Here is a 17673-nt window from a genome sequence, read left to right on the forward strand (position 1 = left end):
CGCCTGCACATCACGGCCCGGCGCGGTGAGCTCATTGGCTTCGAGAAGGTCGGCGACCGTACGAACATGGGATGGTCTGCCGGCTTTGGGAGGCCGGTGCGGATCCTCTTCTCACCATATCGAAAGCTTGAAGCGGTCGGATTTTCTTGCCCTGTTCGTGAGAACTCCCATCGTCAGCTAATCGTCAGCCAAGCGGTCTATCTAGGCCGGCCGTGCCTGACCTTCGGATCCAAAGGTCCCGTCTCGACACTTTTTGTAACTATAGATCGAAATGGTCCGCGTGATACGCAACGCACACGCTTCTCTGAAGCAAATGTGTGACTTTGTCGGTGGCGAACGAGAGGAGTGACGCATCAATAAAATCGTCAGGCACGTGTCTAGGAAGGGGAGCTAGCCGAGTTGGTCTGATTTCATTCGCTGTTCCTGGAAATCGGCGGACTGAAGCGCTGATAATCTCAGGACATCGATGGCAACGTTGCGAAAGTCCTGTGAGCTCGGGCCAATCTTGGCCTGCTACTGAGAAGCACTTTGGCGGGAACATTACGCCGTCGCGGGTCTGGCTGACCGTGACGTTAACCGAAAGATGCCGCTGGTCTCGTCAGCCGCCAGCACAATAGCAGCACATTCTCGCCTACTACGGAGACGCAATATGAAGGGCATTGGCCGACCACGGAAATCGCAGGCTGAAACTGGAGCCAGCCGCGCGGGGCGGGCGAGCAGTTCCCTTTCGCAATCAAGTCTTGCTGCGGGAGAAGGTGGACAGTCATTCGATTCCGTTGTGGAGCAGATGCGCTCTGGGGACGCCGATAGGAGGCCCTCCTCCCTTCCAGTTGCGCGCGGTCCAGGCGATGCCCGCGAAAGTCTGCCAGGCGCCTCGATTGGCGAAGATCAAATCCTGAACACACCGCGACGTGGAGCCGCTGCGCCACCACGCGGAACCGTAGCGCCACGTGGCGCAGCCGCAAGGCGGCGCGGTTCTCCCTCCATGTCTGAGGGCGAAGCCATGGCGCCGGTCGGTAGCCAACTATCAACCGCGCAGGTGGAAGGCACCAGCTCATCGTCAAATGAAGATATCAGTCCGACACAGCTCAGAATGAACAGTCTTGTTCAACAACTGACTGATTGCGAGGCTGCGGCCAGGAAAACCGACGTCCCCGAGGAGGCGGTGGAGCTGATCAGTCGGGTCGTCGATGCAGCCTCAGCAATTCTGGAGTACCGCGCTAGCCTGCCTGCGGCTGAGGCGCAGACAATTATGCCAGACGACAAGGTGCGTAGATGTTGCCAGATCGTGTGCGACGCCGCGAATGAAGTAGACAAACTTGGCCTGTCGACGATCACGAAATTGGACAAAAAGACCAAGAAAGCGGCAGGTATGGTCGATAAACTCTACTCCTACTCCCAGGCGGACCGGCAGGAGCTGTTGATTTTAAATGTGGAGAACCACCATACGGCGGCAATTAAGTGGTGGGAAAAAAAGGCATGGCGCTCCGAACGGCAGCGATCCGCCTGCGCTGCCACCGCTAGCCTATCCAGTGGAACGCCCGTGATGCGGGAAGCCGAGCGGTGCGCACTGCGGCTGCGTGCCGGCTCGGTACTGAGTGTCAGGATCTGGCTGGTCCGTGAGCGGATCGGTCTTGCGCGGGCCAAGATTGAACTGCGGGCGAGCAGGTTCGAGCCAGATTTGAAGGAACTCCTCGTCGGTCGAAATGGAGTGGTGCAGCTGATGGCAAGCGCCGCTCAAGAAGCTCTTCGCGCCCTCTCTTTGGCGAAGGGCATAATGGATGATGGCAAAACACTCAACGCTCATGATTGCGCGGTTGTAGAAAAAATCATGGAGCGGCTTTCGGATTTTGGATTGGCGTTGCACGAGGTGCATACCAAGCTAAGCCATACCTACCCAGATGCCGGCCTCCCATTGAAACTGTTCGAACGGATCGTGGACGATGCATGGATCACTGCGCACGATGCCATGCACTTGTTGAACCTGCAGTCTCCGCCGTCAGCCATCATGGCGCCACAGGCCCAGGCGGGCGCTGCGATGCCGGCCAGGGCAGGCGCTGCGATACCGGCTGGCACTGCTGGTACGGCTGCAGTGTCAGAAGGCACTACAGCGCGAAGGAAAGGGAAGTCAAAGCATAAGTCGGCAGCTCGCGCCGGGACTTCTGCCGCCGGGCAGCCATCAACACCAGTCGCTGCGAACGCCGGCACAGTGCCAGCAGCCAAGGTTCTCGCGCGCTCGGATCAAGTTGCGAGTACACAGGTGAGAGCGCAAGAGGTGGCTGCGAGTTCGTCGGGGGCAGGCTCGACAATCGGGGGCGCCGCGTTGTCAATGGAGGTATTGACGGAGCGGCTCAAACGATTGGACGAACTTTTGCAGTTCGATCTGGCCGGTCAGCAAAGCGTCGTCTCCCAAGTGCGCCAGATGAAGCCTGAGGAGGCCGGTAAGGTCGTGGACGATGTGGCCCAGTACCTGCGAGCCCAGGCCATTGAGATGCAAACCTGTCTCGCCGGGTTGCAGGGGCGTAATGTACGCCTGCTACTCACCTCCACCCAGCTACCCAAAGTGCACGAACGCACAGACCAGCTCAAAGGGTTGCTGAACATGGTGCTGGGACAGGCCAACGCATTGAATGAAGGAAAAGCCGGCATTACGACTGATTGCATGAAGACCTACGCATTTCCGGCGCAAAAATACCTGGAACATTTGTGCAATGCCGACGAATTGATGCCGCCGGAGGCACCGGTCGCGCTGCGTGGCGAGCCAGGAAAGCTGTTTGAGATGAAGCTGCAGCCCAAGATGCTGGTCAATGGTGCGATGCCGAGCCCGATGTGGGTGCACATCCACACGAGTCGCCCCGTCATGGCCAGAAACTTGGAAGGGCTGGCTGATTCCGAATTCACCGCTTGCCACGTTAAATCCAACGAACAGCGCGGCTACAATCGAGAGCGAGAGGAAGCCGATGCTAGGTCCGGTCGCGAGAAGGTCATAATTCATCGCGGCGAACTCACCCCCGCTTTCTGTAAGTCCTTGTTGACCTCAGGGCTTGGCCGCCAACCACGCCATTCGCGTGCCGAGCTCCCGTCGGCGCAGGCTGCATGACAGGGCACTCAGAATGCGGCCGGCCACGCTGTGAGTCAGCGAGCATTTCTCCTGGCCAAACCGCGAATGCCGCTGCGCGAGTTGCGGTCCGGCGATTGGAGTCGATCGGCTACCGTCAGGGCCGATTTGCGATGTCGCGTTACCGGCTGTTGACGTGGCGGCGTATCTTGCCTCCCATCCAACTTATCGCCGAGATCGCGCCGCCAAGATCGAGGCGGAAGGTCTTCCTGCGAGCGCGGAGCAGGCATAGCCGATCCGATCGGGATCGGCGCATCGCAACGACCCAACGGTGTGGTGGAGAAAATTGGATTCGGGAGAGCTCGGTTCCAAGAGGCGGAGTTCCGGCCCGAATACAATCCGCTCGCAAGCACCCACGATGCGCATCCGCAGTTTATTGTCTGGGAGATGGGCTGGATTGCTCGGCGGCGCTGGCGCTAAGGCGGGGCTGTCGCCGGACAATTAGCATTCACTGCCAACAGCCTTGCAACCGTCACCAGTTGCAAGGCTCGGCGGCGGGTCGACAAATCACATGAAATCGTCGTCGGACCCGCTATCGCTGCTGTCGCTATCCTCGGTTTTGTGGAGATAGAGTGGAGGTTTGCCTGCACGCTGCCACTCACCGGCACTGTTCTTCGTCCATTTGTCGGGATGCTGCGTAGGGTCAAGCACCAGGTCGCCATGATCCACTTCAACAAACCCCATCGTCTGCGCGCGCGCTTGTGCTTCCGGATTAGCCGCACGCCAATTCAGCAACGGTCGGTCGCCGTCTATCCGAAGTTGATGCTCCAGCAGAATATCGCCCGCATTTTCGACGAGCGGATGGGCGACTTGAAGATCCACTATGGAAGTGACCTCAGTTCGACCAGGAAATTGTTCCCGCCAACTTTCCGATTCGAACTCGTTCATGCTGAATCCGCCTTCCATTCTCAGCAGTCCGGCACTCCGGTCTCCCAATTGGTAACTGAAATATCGCGCGTGCTCCGTATCTCGACGGATGCCATATTGCTGAGCAACGTCCGCGGTGCGCCTGGCTCGTGACGATACGAACTCCGAATACTCTTGAGGATTGTCGGCGATGTGCGTGATTTCATCACCATGAAATTGCCTCACCTGTCTCCTGAAGGAAGTCCTGTTGATCTCCACCACAGGAGGTCGGGAATTGAGGGAGTATGCTTGGGGAGCCGCCGATGATGAGGCGCCGCTACCTTCCGATCCGGATAAGTGCATTCGGGCAAATGTGTCCGCGAACCCTTCGCTTCCTGCATCCGATTGCTCGCCGGCATTATGCGCGCGGTAACTATCGGATGAGCCACCAATTCGACCATACATGACGATTCGTACTCCTATGTTTCGCAACCGAGCTCAAGTTAGCACGGCTGTTCAACATAGGGCGCTTAGTTGACGACTAGCTGACGAGGGCATTCCAACGGCTGCACCAATCAAATCCGCACTGCCGGCCTCAAAACCTCGGACTGCGCCACGCACCGGCCAGCAGAGGCTGCAAGGTCATGCCCGGAGGACTTGCCGTAGTTGCTGGGTGGCAGATCCGAGGGGAGTGATTGCCCCAGGCCCGCGGTTGCGCGGTTGGCCTGACAGAGACACTGGGGCACGGATGGCCAGCCGACATTTGCCACTAGCATGGAGCCAGGTCAGTTTTGAACTGGGCAGTCGTGGACTTCCAATGACTAGGCCAAGCCTGCGGCAAAGAATGCTTTCGCGACAGGCTGGAAATATTGCATAGGAACCGCGTGGCCGAGTTTTGTAGTGCCTATCAGCTGACGCGCTAAGACATGGTCATGGACGATCGTCAGGCGTAGTGCCCGCGCCTCGCTCAACACATGTGAAACGCGCTCACCTTCGGCACGGCAAACTAAGAACGGCACCCCGGTTTCACCGCGAACGTAACGCAGACCGATCAGGACCGCCCTTCCTGTTAAGACCAGCGTGGCGCGATGCACGCCAAGCGCAGGCTCGTCGGCCGCCTCCTCGCGGATGCGACGCTGTTCACCTTTCAACTCTGGCGCTCCTTGCTGATCCTTCGACTCGCGCGTCACTTCGGTATTGGTCATGCGCATTTCGCGCAGATACAACGCGCGCTGGAGCAGAAGATCGATCAGTCCGCCGACCAGCAGTGCGCCGGCGCCAATTCCCATCAGCAATTTTGTCTCCATAAAGATGAGGCCAACACAGCCCATGCCGCAGATCGGCAGAGGGACCATTGTCTTCCACATCCCGAGAAGGACAATGGAAAAGGTTGCGCTGAGAACCAATACCTTGAACATGGTCTTGCAGACTTCGACCATGGAACGAGCAGACCCCAAGCGCTTCAGCCCTTCAAAGGGGTCAATTTTCTTAAAGCTGAGCTTCATCGGCTCCAGAGAGAAGACAAATCCACCATTGGCTAGCAGGCTGGCCAAAATCACCGCGGCGACAAGGGTTCCAAGCAGCGGGCCAACAGCCGCGACTGTGAGTTGGACGAGCACAACCAATGCCTGCGGCACCGCGGTATCGAAAGGTAGGCTCTGCAACTTGGTGGCTAATAGGAGCGCTTCCCGGCATTTGTCCTCGATCACGCTGCCTCTTAGCCAAAGGTAGCCGAGCCCAGCGCAAGTCCCGACCGCGCGGACGAAATCGGAGCTACGTGGCAGCTGTCCTTTTTTGCGCGCTTCACTTAACTTCTTCGGGCTGGCGGCGTGTGTCTTCTCTTCACTTGTGTCGCTCATGGCAGCAATTTGTCGAACCACTCCAGCACGCCGTTGGCACGTGTGACCTCCAGTTTCATGCTCTCCACCAGATAGGCAGCGTAGGTGACCATGAGAACTGGAAAGACAATGTTCTTGATTGCCGGAGACAGTTGGCTCGCCTTAAATTGCGGGGCAAAGCGACGCAGCAGCATCATCGATATATCAATCAGTATCAGGAAGAACACGACAGGCCCCGATACCAATAATGCCGTGCGCATTATGCTGTCGAGAAGCCCCAACAACTCCATTGCTCCTGGCCCACTCAGTGTCGGGTGAAACTGATACACCGGCCAGATCAAGTAGCTGCGGTACAGGACACTGATCAAAGTTTCCAGGCCTCCTGATCCGACGAATATGGCAATCGCAGTGATCCCCAGAAAAACGCCCATCGCGGAAGCCTGACTGTTCGTCGCGGGATCGGCCGAAGCGGTCGGGCTGCTGATGCCGCGTTGGTTGTCGATAAGCTCCCCGGCAGCCTGAAGGCCCCAAAGCGGAATGCCAAGAAAAGTGCCAAGGAGTACACCGACAAAAACTTCCTTGAATCCGAGCAGGGTTAGCTGGATCAGGCGCGTATCAGGATCCAGCGCCGGCAATCCGCCGCTGACGTGTGCCAGGCATGGTAGTGCGAAGCCAACAGCCAAACAGCCCCGGATCAGCCCACTGATCTGCGAGCGTGTGAATACGGGAAAGATCAGCATGATGCCCATCGCGCGGGCTGCCCCAAGACCTGCCGCAACGACGAGTTCGAGAGCCGTCTGGATCAGAATTTGAATATCGGCCGATGGCGCGTCCATGGGGCGGACTAGTAGCTAAGTGTCATTGCGGGAAACTCGGTGAAGATCTGATCGGCTAGCTCTATGAGCGGGGCGCTTAGCACAGGAGCAAACAGCCCAATCACCGCGACAACGACCAGAAGCTTCACGGTGAGCGGCAAGCTTTCATCCTGGATCTGCGTCGCCGCCTGGAGGATGCCGATGACGAGGCCGACAACCACTGATGCAATGAGCGGCGGTAGAATCCAGATCATGAAAACCACCAGTGATTGGCTCATAAGAGTAATGATGCTGGATTCAGTGATGATCAGCCTCCCGGTAACGTATAACTCAGCACAAGCCCATGCATCAATTTTGACCAACCATCAATGGCAACAAACAAGAAGATCTTGAACGGGACAGATATAACAGTTGGTGAGACCATCGACATACCCATTGCCATCAAGATAGTTGTCACTATCAGATCTATAACAATAAAAGGCAGATAAAGTAGAAATCCTATCTCAAATCCGCGCTTCAATTCTGATAGCAAGAAAGATGGTACAAGTATTGCAAAGTCATCAGGCGTGGCTGCAGCGTGCATTTCCTCTGGCCAGACCTTTTCTGTCGAAGATAGGAAAAATCGCCGCTGCTCTTCATTTGTGAATTTCTTGAGATGCTCGCGCAAGGGCTCACTTCCGGCTTTAGCGGCGCTTACCCAGTCGTCGAATGTCTGATAGTGGAGCTTGGGATCCGACATGCGGTCATAGGTCTGCTCAGCAACGGGCGCACTAACGAACATAGTGAGGATCATCGCCGCGGCGTACAGCACCACATTGGGTGGTATGGTCTGGGTCCCGAGCGCATTGCGGACGAGGAAAAGAACAATTGATACCTTTACAAAGGCCGTTGTCGTGGCAACTGCTAAAACCAGCAGACCGAGTCCGGCGGTAACCGCAAGAAGCGCCAGGATTGTCGGCTGAGCTTCACTCATTGCATGCAAACCCGCCACGGAGCCTGATGCCCAGCTCTTCTCCGATGCGGACAATGTCGCCACGCCCGATACGCTGACCATTGGCCACTATGTCGACCGGGCCGTCGATCGGCCATCCAAGTTCAAAAATATGCCCTTCGCCGGCACTTCTTAATTCCCCAAGAGAAATAGGCCAGCGGCCGCATTCAAAGACAAGCACGATCTCGACATCGTCGAGATCCTTAGTAAGCTCCAGTTGCGATCCGGGTTGTGTCATATGCGCACTCTCCAAAGGACACGGTCGCGGGCGGAAAGGCCCCCGCAAGATTAATTCATCGCCGTCAAGATCCGCCTCGGCGCACAACTGGCCGACAGCTAGGGTGATCTGGCCGCGGCCGAACGGCGCAATATCGGGCAACAATGCATCACCGACACATGCGCTTCGAAGAAGCGCCGCAGGAAGGCGAAGCGTGCCGACCTCTCCTGCAACAATGAGCGGGAGCTCTGGAGGCAGCCCGCCCAGCTGCCGCGGCAACTGGGCAAGCAGTTCGCCTAGCGCGCGAAACGCAGGCGGTACTAAGCCGTCAAGTGGCGTGAACAGGAATAGACGGCCCTTGCCCTTGACCGCGCCGAAAATGATGTCGAGTTCAAGATGAGGAGCCAGCATCGTGGCTTCGCATACCCGCACGAGTTGCACGTTCAGACGCGTCGTCTCCTCCAGTCGAGTGACAAGCGGCTCCAGAGCGAGTTCGAGAATTAGCGAAGCAGTTGGCTCGGAAGGGAAGGCCAAGCCGTTCTGCACTGTCGTGATGAACTCCTCTACGAGCGGGCGCGACAGTGACAAGATGACCGTTTCGGCTCCCACTCTCCAGACGCAGTCAAGCATCGGAATGGCAGCAGGTTCCTGCTGCCAGACAAGCCCTGCCGTTCGCACCGATAGCGGCACCTCGTTGATCCGGCTTTGAAACGGCGTGCGCGGCGCTGCTGTATCATTGAGCCACGAGACAACCGTGTGGGACAGTTTCAGAACTGGTTCGAACATGGCGGGTGTGACCGCAGCGCCTATCAAAGACTGCACGGTCGTGTCATTCGGACGACCTCTTGCGACCGTCGGATCCGGTTGCGCGGCATTTAGGCAAGCGACCCCCTCGCATATTTCAGCAGTATCTCATCGTCGGCCTCGATCTCGGCTGCGGCCTCCGAATGAGTCTCGACGGCGCGCCGCACGTCGTCCTCGATTTGTTGCCATTTGTCCCTTGCCGCCGAACATATGACCCATAGCTCCCTCGTCCTGGACGCCGCCATCTCAGCCTCCTCTTGAGCGATTTGGGTATCATCAAGCATCTGCCGTCTGGAATTGATCTCAGCGGCAAGTTGTTCAGTGTGAAGGCGGTGACGGTCGAGCGCTGCGCTAGACAAGTTGTCGAGTGACATCAGATGCTGATAGAGCGCTGCTTCTTTTCTTGAACAATGTTGCTGTATCATTGCAAGCTCCCTAGAGGCATTTTGTACGGCTGAGGCGGCCACATCGCGCTGGGCTTCCTTCTTGGACAGCTCGCCAAGGGCACGACGCTCTTGCATTTCCTTCAGAAGCCGTAACCTCGAAGACTGAATCCAGTTTACGCGGTCAGACGCGACATCCATGCGACCGTCTCCTCGAAATCTGACGCGTCATCTTCGCTCTGGCGCAGAAACTCCCTCAGTTCGTCGATTGACGCGACAGCCCGGTCAGTCAGGGGATCTCCACCTGGCTTGTATTCGCCAACATTGATCAAGAACTCGGTCTCGGCATAGCGCGACAGGAGCTCGCGGAAAATGGATGCTGCCTTGCGATGTGTCCCCGAAACGACTGCATCCATGACGCGGCTGCGACTCTGCAGCACATCAATAGCGGGGAAATGCGATCGCGCCGCAATAGCGCGTGAGAGGATGACATGGCCATCGAGAATACCACGCGATTCCTCGGCGATTGGATCACCCGTGCCATCACCCTCTACAAGCACCGTATAGAAGGCCGTGATTGAGCCCCGCTCACCCATGCCGGCGCGCTCGAGCAGGCCTGGCAGCATGCCAAAAACGGAAGGAGGAAAGCCCCGTCGCGTCGGCGGCTCACCCGCAGCAAGGCCTATTTCGCGCATAGCGCGGCAGAAGCGCGTCAGCGAATCCAGCATGAGAGCAACGCGTAGGCCTTGATCGCGGAAATATTCCGCGAGCGCAGTCGCCATTGGAGCGCATTGCGCACGCTCTACCGCCGAGCGGTCGGATGTTTCAACCACGACGACCGTACGGAGAAGGCCCTCTTCACCAAGATTCCTTTCGATGAATTCACGAACTTCCCGTCCACGTTCGCCTATGAGCGCCACTATGACGACGTCAGCGGCGGCACCCTTTACGATCTGTGACAACAGCGTCGACTTGCCACCACCTGGCTCGCCATAAATCCCGATCCGCTGGCCCTCGCCGCACGTCAGCAGACCATCGAGGACACGGACCCCAAGCGGGAATGGCCGCTCAATCATGCGCCTCGTCATCGGATTGGGGGCTCTGCCATGCAGGGGCCGAGTTTCGACGGTCTTGATTTCGCCTTTGCCGTCCAATGGGCGGCAACGACTGTCGATCACGCGACCGAGCAAATCGCCGCCGACGGGCACCTCACGCATTCGGCCAGTGGCCACGACCTCTGCGCGGCTGGATAGGCCCACCAAGTCCCCGATCGGTGTCAGCAATACACCATCACCCGACAGGCCGATCACCTCGGCCTCGAGCGACAGCCCGGTTCGCGGGTCCTCTAGGAGGCAAAGTTCCCCAATACGAGTGTCTGGCAAGACGGCATGAACCAGTGTGCCGATAGCCCGCGTGATCCGACCGCGCACCGCACGCGTGTCAATTCGCTTGGCCGCAGCCCTCAAAGACGAGATTGCTGGAACGAGAGCTCGAGTGTCGGCGTCAGCGTTATGTTCTGGGACGGGCTTTCTCATAGCTCGCCTTTCTCACAGAGCGTCCCGAAACCAAGGCGCAGCGCGCGCATCTGGGCGTCAAGTCCAAGGTCAACATTGCCGTACTCGCTCCACAGCACGCAGCGTTGCGGCGACAATGTCGGGTCGGGCTCGATCCGCACCCTTGGTCGACCATCCTGGCCGTCGCATCGAGCAAACTCTCGTGCAAGCATGTCGACTTGCATGGGAGAAACATGAAGGCAAACGTCGGCGCCGCTGTATTGACACTCTATGGCGTGACGAACAGCCCTCACCAATAGCTCGCCCGGATCGAAAGCGCCGATAAGATCGCTCAATATTTCCATCACGAGCTGCGGCAATTCCTGCTCCAGAGCCGCCTTTCGTCGCGCGATTTCGGAGATTGTCTCCGCAATCAACCCTGCCATCTCCTCGGTGCCTGCATTCGAGCCCTCCATGTGGCCGCGCGCCCACGCCCGCTGGTAAACCGCGCGTGCCCAGTTTCGAACGCGCTGCCGATGCCGTTCTGCCGCGGCAAGGGCTTGCGCGGCGCTGTGCCAGGTTTCGAGCTCGCTCGCGGGTATCAGTGGTCCGACTGGACGCATCTGCGGCGCTATTGGCCCCTCGGAAAGTTCGACTGTCATTTCACCGGGGTCTCTGTCTCAAAATGAGCTACTACAAGTGAAAGCAATTGGCCGGCGGCGGTCCAATGCTCATGTGCTGGAGTCTCCGCGGCAGTCCCCTCGGGCAATCGAAGAAGCACGCGGTTACGCTCGGTCGCTGAACTGTCCTGGAGCCAAGCTCCAAGACATGCGTGTCCATCGTATTCGATTTGCTGAGCGAGTTTTTCTGGGTCCGAGATCAGTCTTTTGTCAACAGCATGCAGCAGGTGTCGGATTCCGAATGCGTGTGCATCCACGCCGATGCGTTTAACAAGGATGGCAAGCTCAGGCTGAGAGACAAACGCGACCAGCGAACGGGCATGCCAGATACTACCAGCAAGAAGGGCCGCTCGATATGGATCATGCCCGCGTAGAAGGTCCGGCCTGCAGCCGATGTGGTTCAGATCCACGTCATCGTTGCCCAGCAATTCTGCCAGCCTTGGATGCAGTCTGGAACACTTCTGCAACTTCACTAACGTTTCGGCCGATAACGCTGGATCAAGACGCGCCGCAAGACGGGTTGGATGGGCCGAAGCCGCAAGCTCGCTCGCGCCCGGAAAGTGCGGACCATCAGGTCGGGCGGTCTGTATAGGCATTGGCAATGAGATGTCACCCACGTCCAATTGCAGGCATTCTTTTGCGAATGGCCTCGACAGCAGAAGCATCCCGGCGCCCCTCGACCTTGGAAACGCCGGTTGATTGCTTGCGCCGACGCGTAACAACGCCGATCAAGAGATAACAGGCCACGGCGAATACGGCTGCGGCAAAACCTGTTACGGTCGCCAGAAGTGGCGCAGGAAGAGGTAGTGATGCTTGTGGCAAAACAGCAGTCGGATCGGGCCGTTGCTCGTGTGCGGACCGTTCTACCGGCACCAAAACCACTTCCACCTTATCGTAGGACAGGCCTTCGATGCTGTCGGCTACAAGCATCTTTATCTTTGGCAGCAGAGCCGCGACATTTGTTTTTGCGTCGTGCCTGATAAACACCGAGGCCGAGGATGGCGTGGCACCGGCTCGCACAAGGTCGTTATGCGGCAGCACGACGTGAACACGTACAGAAAAAACGCCATCGATATCGCTGATCGTCCGCGACAACTCTTCGCTCAGGGCATACACGTAACGGGCACGCTCTTCGGTCGGCGAGGCAATCAGGCCTGATCCTTGGAATATCTCACCGAGGTTCTTGAAGGATTGGCGCGGCAGCCCCTTGGCGTTCAGAAGGTTGATTGAGAAGGCGAGCAGCTTTTCGTCAACCTGGATCGTGCTGGTTCCATCCTTGGCGACCACCCGGATCGCGGCGACCCCGTTGTCTTCAAGAAGTGCGAGCATTTCATTTGCCTCACGCTCTTGCAATTGCGTGTAGAGGTCGGCTTTGCAAGCAGTGAGGGCGACGAGAACTGGCAGCATGACAAGTCTAACCGACCGCCACCCTGACAGGCCACGCATGATTTCGCCCTCGGCCAAGCCAATCATGCGCGCGGTTCAGCCTTCCTTCAAAAGTTTATTCACGGATGATGTGACGCCGCTGACGCCTTTGGAGATAAGCGCCACCTGGGTGACGCCGTTGTAAACATCCCGAAGACCAGCCATCATCGTTTCGAAGTCTTGCCCTTGTTGGGGAATGCCCGAGATTCCGGTTCCCGCCTCACCTGGAACGGGAAGCTTCTGCGCCGGTCCCGGTAGAGCGCCCTTCGAAAGGGCTATGTCATGGTCGAGCGCGGGGAAGGAAACAGTGTTGTGTGGATATAGGGAGGAAATCGTCTGCAACACGCGATCGCCCATGCCGCTCGTCGGCGCAGCCGCGCGCTGAACATCCATCGCCGCAGCAACTGGCGCCGCACTCGCTGGCCCCGCGGCGGCATCGTTTTTCAGCGAGTCGGCTGCATGCCCTAAGGCGCGCTCAAACTGGGCCTGCTCGACAATCGACGGTGATCCGACCCTGGGGAGGCCAGCCGTTAGAGTGGCAGAGATCGACGTGACAGGCATCATCATGTAAGGACTCGGTTGCTCTCTCTGACCGGGCGAGCCCCGCCCATTCATCACCCGGTGTCGGCGCAACACTCCTAGGGGGGCAAGCTGACAACAAGCTGACTAACGGCGGCGTCATTTCGACAATCTAAAATCTCTTCGGCAATTTAGTCACTTGTGATGATTTCAGCGTTTGGTTTATCAGTGCGACATGCCGAGAACGCTTATCCAACCCGTCACCCTGCATGTTTTGAGACTTCTTTGTGCCGGGTTTTTTCTGTCCACCGGGATTCACCCGGCGCATGCAGTCCCGCTGTCCCTTCCGGCGACACCCTATAGATACACGGTTCTGGATCAGGAGCTCGCTGCAGCGTTGCAGGAATTCGGCAACAACCTGAATATCAGGGTCAACATCAGTCCTGCGGTGAAGGGGCGAATTCGCGGACGTATGCCTGATTTGCCACCGCGCGCGTTCCTCGACCGCTTGACGAACCTTTACAGTCTACAATGGTACTATGACGGCCTTGTGCTCTATGTGTCTGCTGCACAAGAATCGCAAACTCGAATGCTTTTGATGACGTCGATTCGCTTCGATGCGTTCAAGGGGGCTCTCGACAAGCTTGATATCTCCGACGAGCGCTATGTGGTCAAACCCGTGCCAGGCAATGGCCTCGTCTTCGTTTCCGGTCCACCGCGCTTCGTCGCACTCGTGGAGCAGACCTTTAACGGCTTGGTGGCGCAGGCGCAGGCGCAGACTCACATAGCGGCAACGCCAAAGGAATCAGTGCTGATCTTGTTTCGCGGCTCCTCCACTACGGTCGTTCGCGACGGACGACCGGATGCTTCTTATTCTTCTGACATCCCACAACAGGATAGCGTTGGCGGGAAGCCTGAGCTGGGCAAGAAATGAACATTGAGGATTTCCCGCAGCTCTGAAGAACATGACTGCGGCTACCCCTTTGTGAACTCTTCGCAAACTCGTCAGTTTCTCGAAAGCTAATCCGCTCATGATGAGTCCCGGCAGCTCTCGCGGTGACTCCGGCCATTGTGTTGGACCGAACCTTGGAGCCGGCCCGGAACACAGCAATTGAAGGCAGGGCAGGCGCATTCGTGACCTGCCGACGCTTGGAATTGTCGAATTTTGTGAAACGCAAGGGATCTTCTGTCGGGGTCTCTTGTGGGGATTTCAACGTCACGTCTGAGGATGCATAATGTCGGCCAGTAATCTTTCAACTTTCTACCGCTCAAATTCGCTACAGTCCGCAAGGGGTTGGCCGGGCCTGAAAGTTTCCCATTTTGCGACCCAGCATCAGCAAAGTGCATCGTGCTTCGAAGCGATGCTGTCCACTTGTGTGCTGGCAGACAAGCCCGGCTCTTTCGCGCAAGGGGATCTGCCAGCGTCGAATCTTGATTCGACAATGGATAAATTGCGGCAGGACCCTTTGGGCCATCTGGCACCGGATGTCTTGACATTGAATGGCTTGGAGCAACACCCACTGGATCTGCTGCCGCCAAATATGAGGGCGGCTCTCAAGGAGGACCAATCGCAACGCTCCAAGGCGACTGAAGCCCAACATCTGCTCGGCGTCACTCCGAAGATCGAGCCGGCTCCCAGGCCGAGCCCCGGAATCACGTGGAACGGTGGGTCGCTGACCACGGCTGAGTTGCAGATTGTTGCGGTACTCAACCGTCACAAGGACCAATGCCCGCTTACTTGGAAGTCGTTGACCGACAAAGCCAATGATCCCTCTACGCCACCGGATCTGAAAGCGGCGATCCAGGGACTGCAGCAGGATTCGGGACTTTTTTATGCGATTGGCTCGCAGGGCGACGGCCGCTGTGGAGGCAAGATCAACGCCAAGGACTTGGCCGGATTTTCAAACCACCACCCACAAGTTGCTGCATTTCAGGAAGCCCAAGCGCGAAGCTACGAGCAGAACTACATACCATCCGACGGCAGCGGAGGTTTGCAGCCTTCGGTCATGACCTTGAGCGATGCCTTGCGGGAGTTTTACCGGTACTCCGAAAATCTGTCCAAGGACCTGAGTCTGGATGAGTTCAAGAAAATGGTCGGCGGCGAATCGAAAAACGGCAAATTTCCGCCCCAGGTCATTGCGGCGGCGCAATATTTCCTCGATCACCCCGATGCTTGGAACCAGTTGTGCGGTGGCTCGAAAGGGAAGATGCACAAAGAGGATTTCCTGCAAGTCGCCTCATCGTCGATGAGCCTCACGCAAACTGAGCTGAATACGGTCGAGATGATCAAGGACCATCAGGACACGTTCTTTGGAAGCGGTGTTCTGACTCGCGACAAACTGGCGAAAATGAAAGACGACAAGAGCCTTGATCCGAAAGTGCGGGAAGCAGCCTCTCAGCTCCTTTCAGATCCTCTTCTGTTTGGCCTCCTGAACAATTCGATCACGGGCTATAAGACCCATCATAAATTCTTCGACTTTGGCGGCGGGCATACGGTTGATTCCGGCAATATCAGCAAAAAAGACTTTGCCCATTTTTGCACAAACATGTCGTCTGCGAACCGCAACGTTCAGCAGCCAATCACCCACGGCGCCCAAACCGCAGAAGAGCAGAATGCCGTCGCGGACATGAAGATGGGCCTGATGGACCAGCCTGACATTAAGTCAGCCAAAAAGAACGGCGGGGCCGTCATGCACGTCGTCGACTCCGTGCTCAAAATCGAGACGAAAGTGCTCGACTTGGCGGCAACGGCGGTGGGACTGCTCAGCTTCATTCCGGGCCTCGGACAAGTAGCCGATCTTGCCTCGATGGTTCTCGAGGCTGAGTCGCAAGCAGCCAATCTCCTGCGTACGGCCATTAACGGAGGCGATATGAAGCGAGCGCTGGAGGAAGCTGGCCTCAATATGGCCGCGCAGGCGATCGGCCTTATCGCAGGCCCCGAGGTCAAGCTGGCCATTCGAAATGGGCTCGTAAAGCACCTGATGGAAGAGGCCTTGGCGGCAGGCATTGATCTTTCGGTCTCGACGGCGCAGGACTACGCAGAAGGCTATGTGAATAACCTCAAAGCGCGCCTTGCAGGCGGCCCTGAGCAAAGCCTAGGCCTTCCGAGCATGCCATCATTCCAGAGTGTGGCAAGCAATGTGCCCTTCGTCGGCATTGCCTTATCCTAGCCGTCGCCTTGCGCGGAAGCTTTGGCTCGCGCGCTGACATAAGGGTCATTGTGGCACAAGCAGGGGTTCATCCGCATCAACGCAGCGGTGTTCCTGACGCCATCTGGATCGGACTGTGAGGGGGATGTCCGAAGTCTGTGAAGGCTTCGGTATATGACGACTTCAGAGTTACGCTGAGCCCAGCCATCTCGAGCCGGTGCGCCGGGTCGAGGTTTTCACGGGCGCCGGCCGGCAGCGGGAATGGTCTCCGGAAGGCACGGCGCGGATGGTGGCGGAGCGGCGCAGCCGAAGGAACGGCTGTCGCGCGCCCAGGGCGGCCTCCCGAACAGCAGACGATGATCTCCTGCCTTGGGCCTATATCCTTGTGCCCACGCTCAAGGCAGTCGGCTGAAAACAGCGCTGATTTAAAACAGCATTATCCTGCACTGCACCCTCGATCCTTGCGCTCACCGATCGCTCGTCGACACGCACGCGGTCAAGTCGTTATCGGCGCTATGCCGATGGGCTTCGAGAGCAAGGTGGACGCTGAGCGGTGCGTCAGCCTCAGGGCGCGGCTGGCCAGCTTTGGGTCTCACGCTCTATGACGGCAACACCCGGCTGATCAACTTGGCCTGTTCGCGGGCTCCCGGCAGCGGCGCGGAAGCCACGGTCCGCCTTCCTCGGCTTCAGGCCAAAGATACCGCAGCATGCTCCAGAGCTATGTCTGCCGCCTCCGCCCCATCGTCGCTGGTCATGTGGAAAGGACAAGCAGGCTACGCACCCCATAATCCCGTCGGGCAGGATTCGACAGTCGACGGCGAGACATTCGCCAAACCTCACCCTTGATTCTCAGCAACGTTAAAAAAAATTCACATAATGTTCGTGAGTGTAGTCTCCTGTCAGGTGGTACATTAGCCCCAATATCTGGCGTCTTAGTCGTAGAAAGGACTGTGATCCATCTTCCATTAGCATCCATACCAGCGGATTTACAGCAAATGACGAGAGAGGTCTCATGCGGATTGATGGGGATAGAAGGGCTAGCGGCTTGCTGCATCCCGTCCGGGTTGATGCCAACCAATGTTGACACTGGTAAATCGCCTAAGGACGGCAGCGCATCTTGATCGCCTTCGAATCCTGGGCCTTTGCGCGCATGCGGATCTAACCGTCGGCGAGCTGGCCGATATTACCAGTCTGCCTCGCGAGCAGGTTCGACGCCACGTTCGGCGGCTGGGCAGAGCCAACTTTCTTTGCTGCAACGAACAACGTCCGCAGTCTTCGTACCATATGCAAGCAGGAGGCAAGGATGGCGGGCTGGCTCAATTGGTGGTCGATCTCCTGCCCCACGATGATGGCCATCATAAAAGAGACCTACAACGCCTGGAAGCAATACAAGAC

Annotated in this window: 16 protein-coding genes; 3 read left to right on the forward strand and 13 right to left on the reverse strand. The window is 57.7% G+C overall.

Annotated features, from left to right (window positions below; genetic code table 11):
• The first annotated feature begins 985 nt into the window (after positions 1–985).
• Complete coding sequence (locus tag EJ069_RS27700) at positions 986–3100, forward strand: hypothetical protein (RefSeq protein WP_245456333.1); 2115 nt, start codon at positions 986–988, stop codon at positions 3098–3100.
• Between the two features lie 525 nt (positions 3101–3625).
• On the opposite strand, the gene EJ069_RS27705 is transcribed toward EJ069_RS27700, so the two are convergent.
• The 12 genes from EJ069_RS27705 to EJ069_RS27760 all read right to left on the reverse strand — a co-directional run bounded on the left by EJ069_RS27705 (position 3626) and on the right by EJ069_RS27760 (position 13177).
• Positions 3626–4429 (reverse strand): hypothetical protein, encoded by an 804-nt coding sequence (locus EJ069_RS27705; RefSeq protein ID WP_024505378.1) that lies wholly within the window; start codon positions 4427–4429, stop codon positions 3626–3628.
• 356 nt (positions 4430–4785) lie between these two features.
• Positions 4786–5823 carry an EscU/YscU/HrcU family type III secretion system export apparatus switch protein gene (locus EJ069_RS27710; RefSeq protein WP_024505377.1) on the reverse strand — a complete coding sequence of 346 codons (1038 nt, stop codon included), beginning with the start codon at positions 5821–5823 and terminating at the stop codon, positions 4786–4788.
• Positions 5820–6638, reverse strand: a complete 819-nt coding sequence (sctT, locus tag EJ069_RS27715; RefSeq protein ID WP_024505376.1) for a type III secretion system export apparatus subunit SctT — start codon at positions 6636–6638, stop codon at positions 5820–5822. The genes EJ069_RS27710 and sctT overlap by 4 nt, the downstream gene beginning before the upstream one ends.
• Before the next feature lie 8 nt (positions 6639–6646).
• Positions 6647–6922 carry an EscS/YscS/HrcS family type III secretion system export apparatus protein gene (locus tag EJ069_RS27720; protein ID WP_024505375.1) on the reverse strand — a complete coding sequence of 92 codons (276 nt, stop codon included), beginning with the start codon at positions 6920–6922 and terminating at the stop codon, positions 6647–6649.
• A gap of 2 nt (positions 6923–6924) precedes the next feature.
• Positions 6925–7590 (reverse strand): type III secretion system export apparatus subunit SctR, encoded by a 666-nt coding sequence (gene sctR / locus EJ069_RS27725; protein WP_029354851.1) that lies wholly within the window; start codon positions 7588–7590, stop codon positions 6925–6927.
• Complete coding sequence (gene sctQ, locus EJ069_RS27730; RefSeq protein ID WP_095769044.1) at positions 7583–8611, reverse strand: type III secretion system cytoplasmic ring protein SctQ; 1029 nt, start codon at positions 8609–8611, stop codon at positions 7583–7585. Before sctQ ends, sctR begins: the two co-directional genes overlap by 8 nt.
• An 89-nt stretch (positions 8612–8700) precedes the next feature.
• Positions 8701–9213: a hypothetical protein gene (locus EJ069_RS27735; protein ID WP_032899688.1), complete on the reverse strand. Its 513-nt coding sequence runs from the start codon at positions 9211–9213 to the stop codon at positions 8701–8703.
• Positions 9189–10547, reverse strand: coding sequence for a type III secretion system ATPase SctN (gene sctN, locus EJ069_RS27740; RefSeq protein WP_024505372.1), 1359 nt, complete (start codon positions 10545–10547; stop codon positions 9189–9191). Before sctN ends, EJ069_RS27735 begins: the two co-directional genes overlap by 25 nt.
• The gene (gene sctL, locus EJ069_RS27745) at positions 10544–11167 is read right to left on the reverse strand and encodes a type III secretion system stator protein SctL (protein ID WP_024505371.1); all 624 of its coding nucleotides are present in this window, start codon (positions 11165–11167) and stop codon (positions 10544–10546) included. The genes sctN and sctL overlap by 4 nt, the downstream gene beginning before the upstream one ends.
• The gene (locus EJ069_RS27750) at positions 11164–11850 is read right to left on the reverse strand and encodes a nodulation protein NolU (protein WP_269470858.1); all 687 of its coding nucleotides are present in this window, start codon (positions 11848–11850) and stop codon (positions 11164–11166) included. The genes sctL and EJ069_RS27750 overlap by 4 nt, the downstream gene beginning before the upstream one ends.
• Positions 11795–12658: a type III secretion inner membrane ring lipoprotein SctJ gene (gene sctJ, locus EJ069_RS27755; protein ID WP_024505369.1), complete on the reverse strand. Its 864-nt coding sequence runs from the start codon at positions 12656–12658 to the stop codon at positions 11795–11797. Before sctJ ends, EJ069_RS27750 begins: the two co-directional genes overlap by 56 nt.
• A gap of 9 nt (positions 12659–12667) precedes the next feature.
• Positions 12668–13177, reverse strand: coding sequence for a nodulation protein NolB (locus tag EJ069_RS27760; RefSeq protein WP_024505368.1), 510 nt, complete (start codon positions 13175–13177; stop codon positions 12668–12670).
• A 187-nt stretch (positions 13178–13364) separates the two neighbouring features.
• Here EJ069_RS27760 and EJ069_RS27765 point away from each other — a divergent pair, with 187 nt between their 5' ends.
• Positions 13365–14063 carry a secretin N-terminal domain-containing protein gene (locus EJ069_RS27765; protein WP_126063918.1) on the forward strand — a complete coding sequence of 233 codons (699 nt, stop codon included), beginning with the start codon at positions 13365–13367 and terminating at the stop codon, positions 14061–14063.
• A gap of 301 nt (positions 14064–14364) precedes the next feature.
• Positions 14365–16299: an HrpF/NolX family T3SS translocon protein gene (locus tag EJ069_RS27770; protein ID WP_024505366.1), complete on the forward strand. Its 1935-nt coding sequence runs from the start codon at positions 14365–14367 to the stop codon at positions 16297–16299.
• Between the two features lie 1137 nt (positions 16300–17436).
• Here the strand turns inward: EJ069_RS27770 and EJ069_RS32915 are convergent.
• Positions 17437–17637 carry a hypothetical protein gene (locus EJ069_RS32915; protein WP_024505365.1) on the reverse strand — a complete coding sequence of 67 codons (201 nt, stop codon included), beginning with the start codon at positions 17635–17637 and terminating at the stop codon, positions 17437–17439.
• Positions 17638–17673 lie beyond the last annotated feature (36 nt).

This window comes from Mesorhizobium sp. M2A.F.Ca.ET.043.05.1.1 (genome assembly GCF_003952445.1).
Taxonomy (GTDB): domain Bacteria; phylum Pseudomonadota; class Alphaproteobacteria; order Rhizobiales; family Rhizobiaceae; genus Mesorhizobium.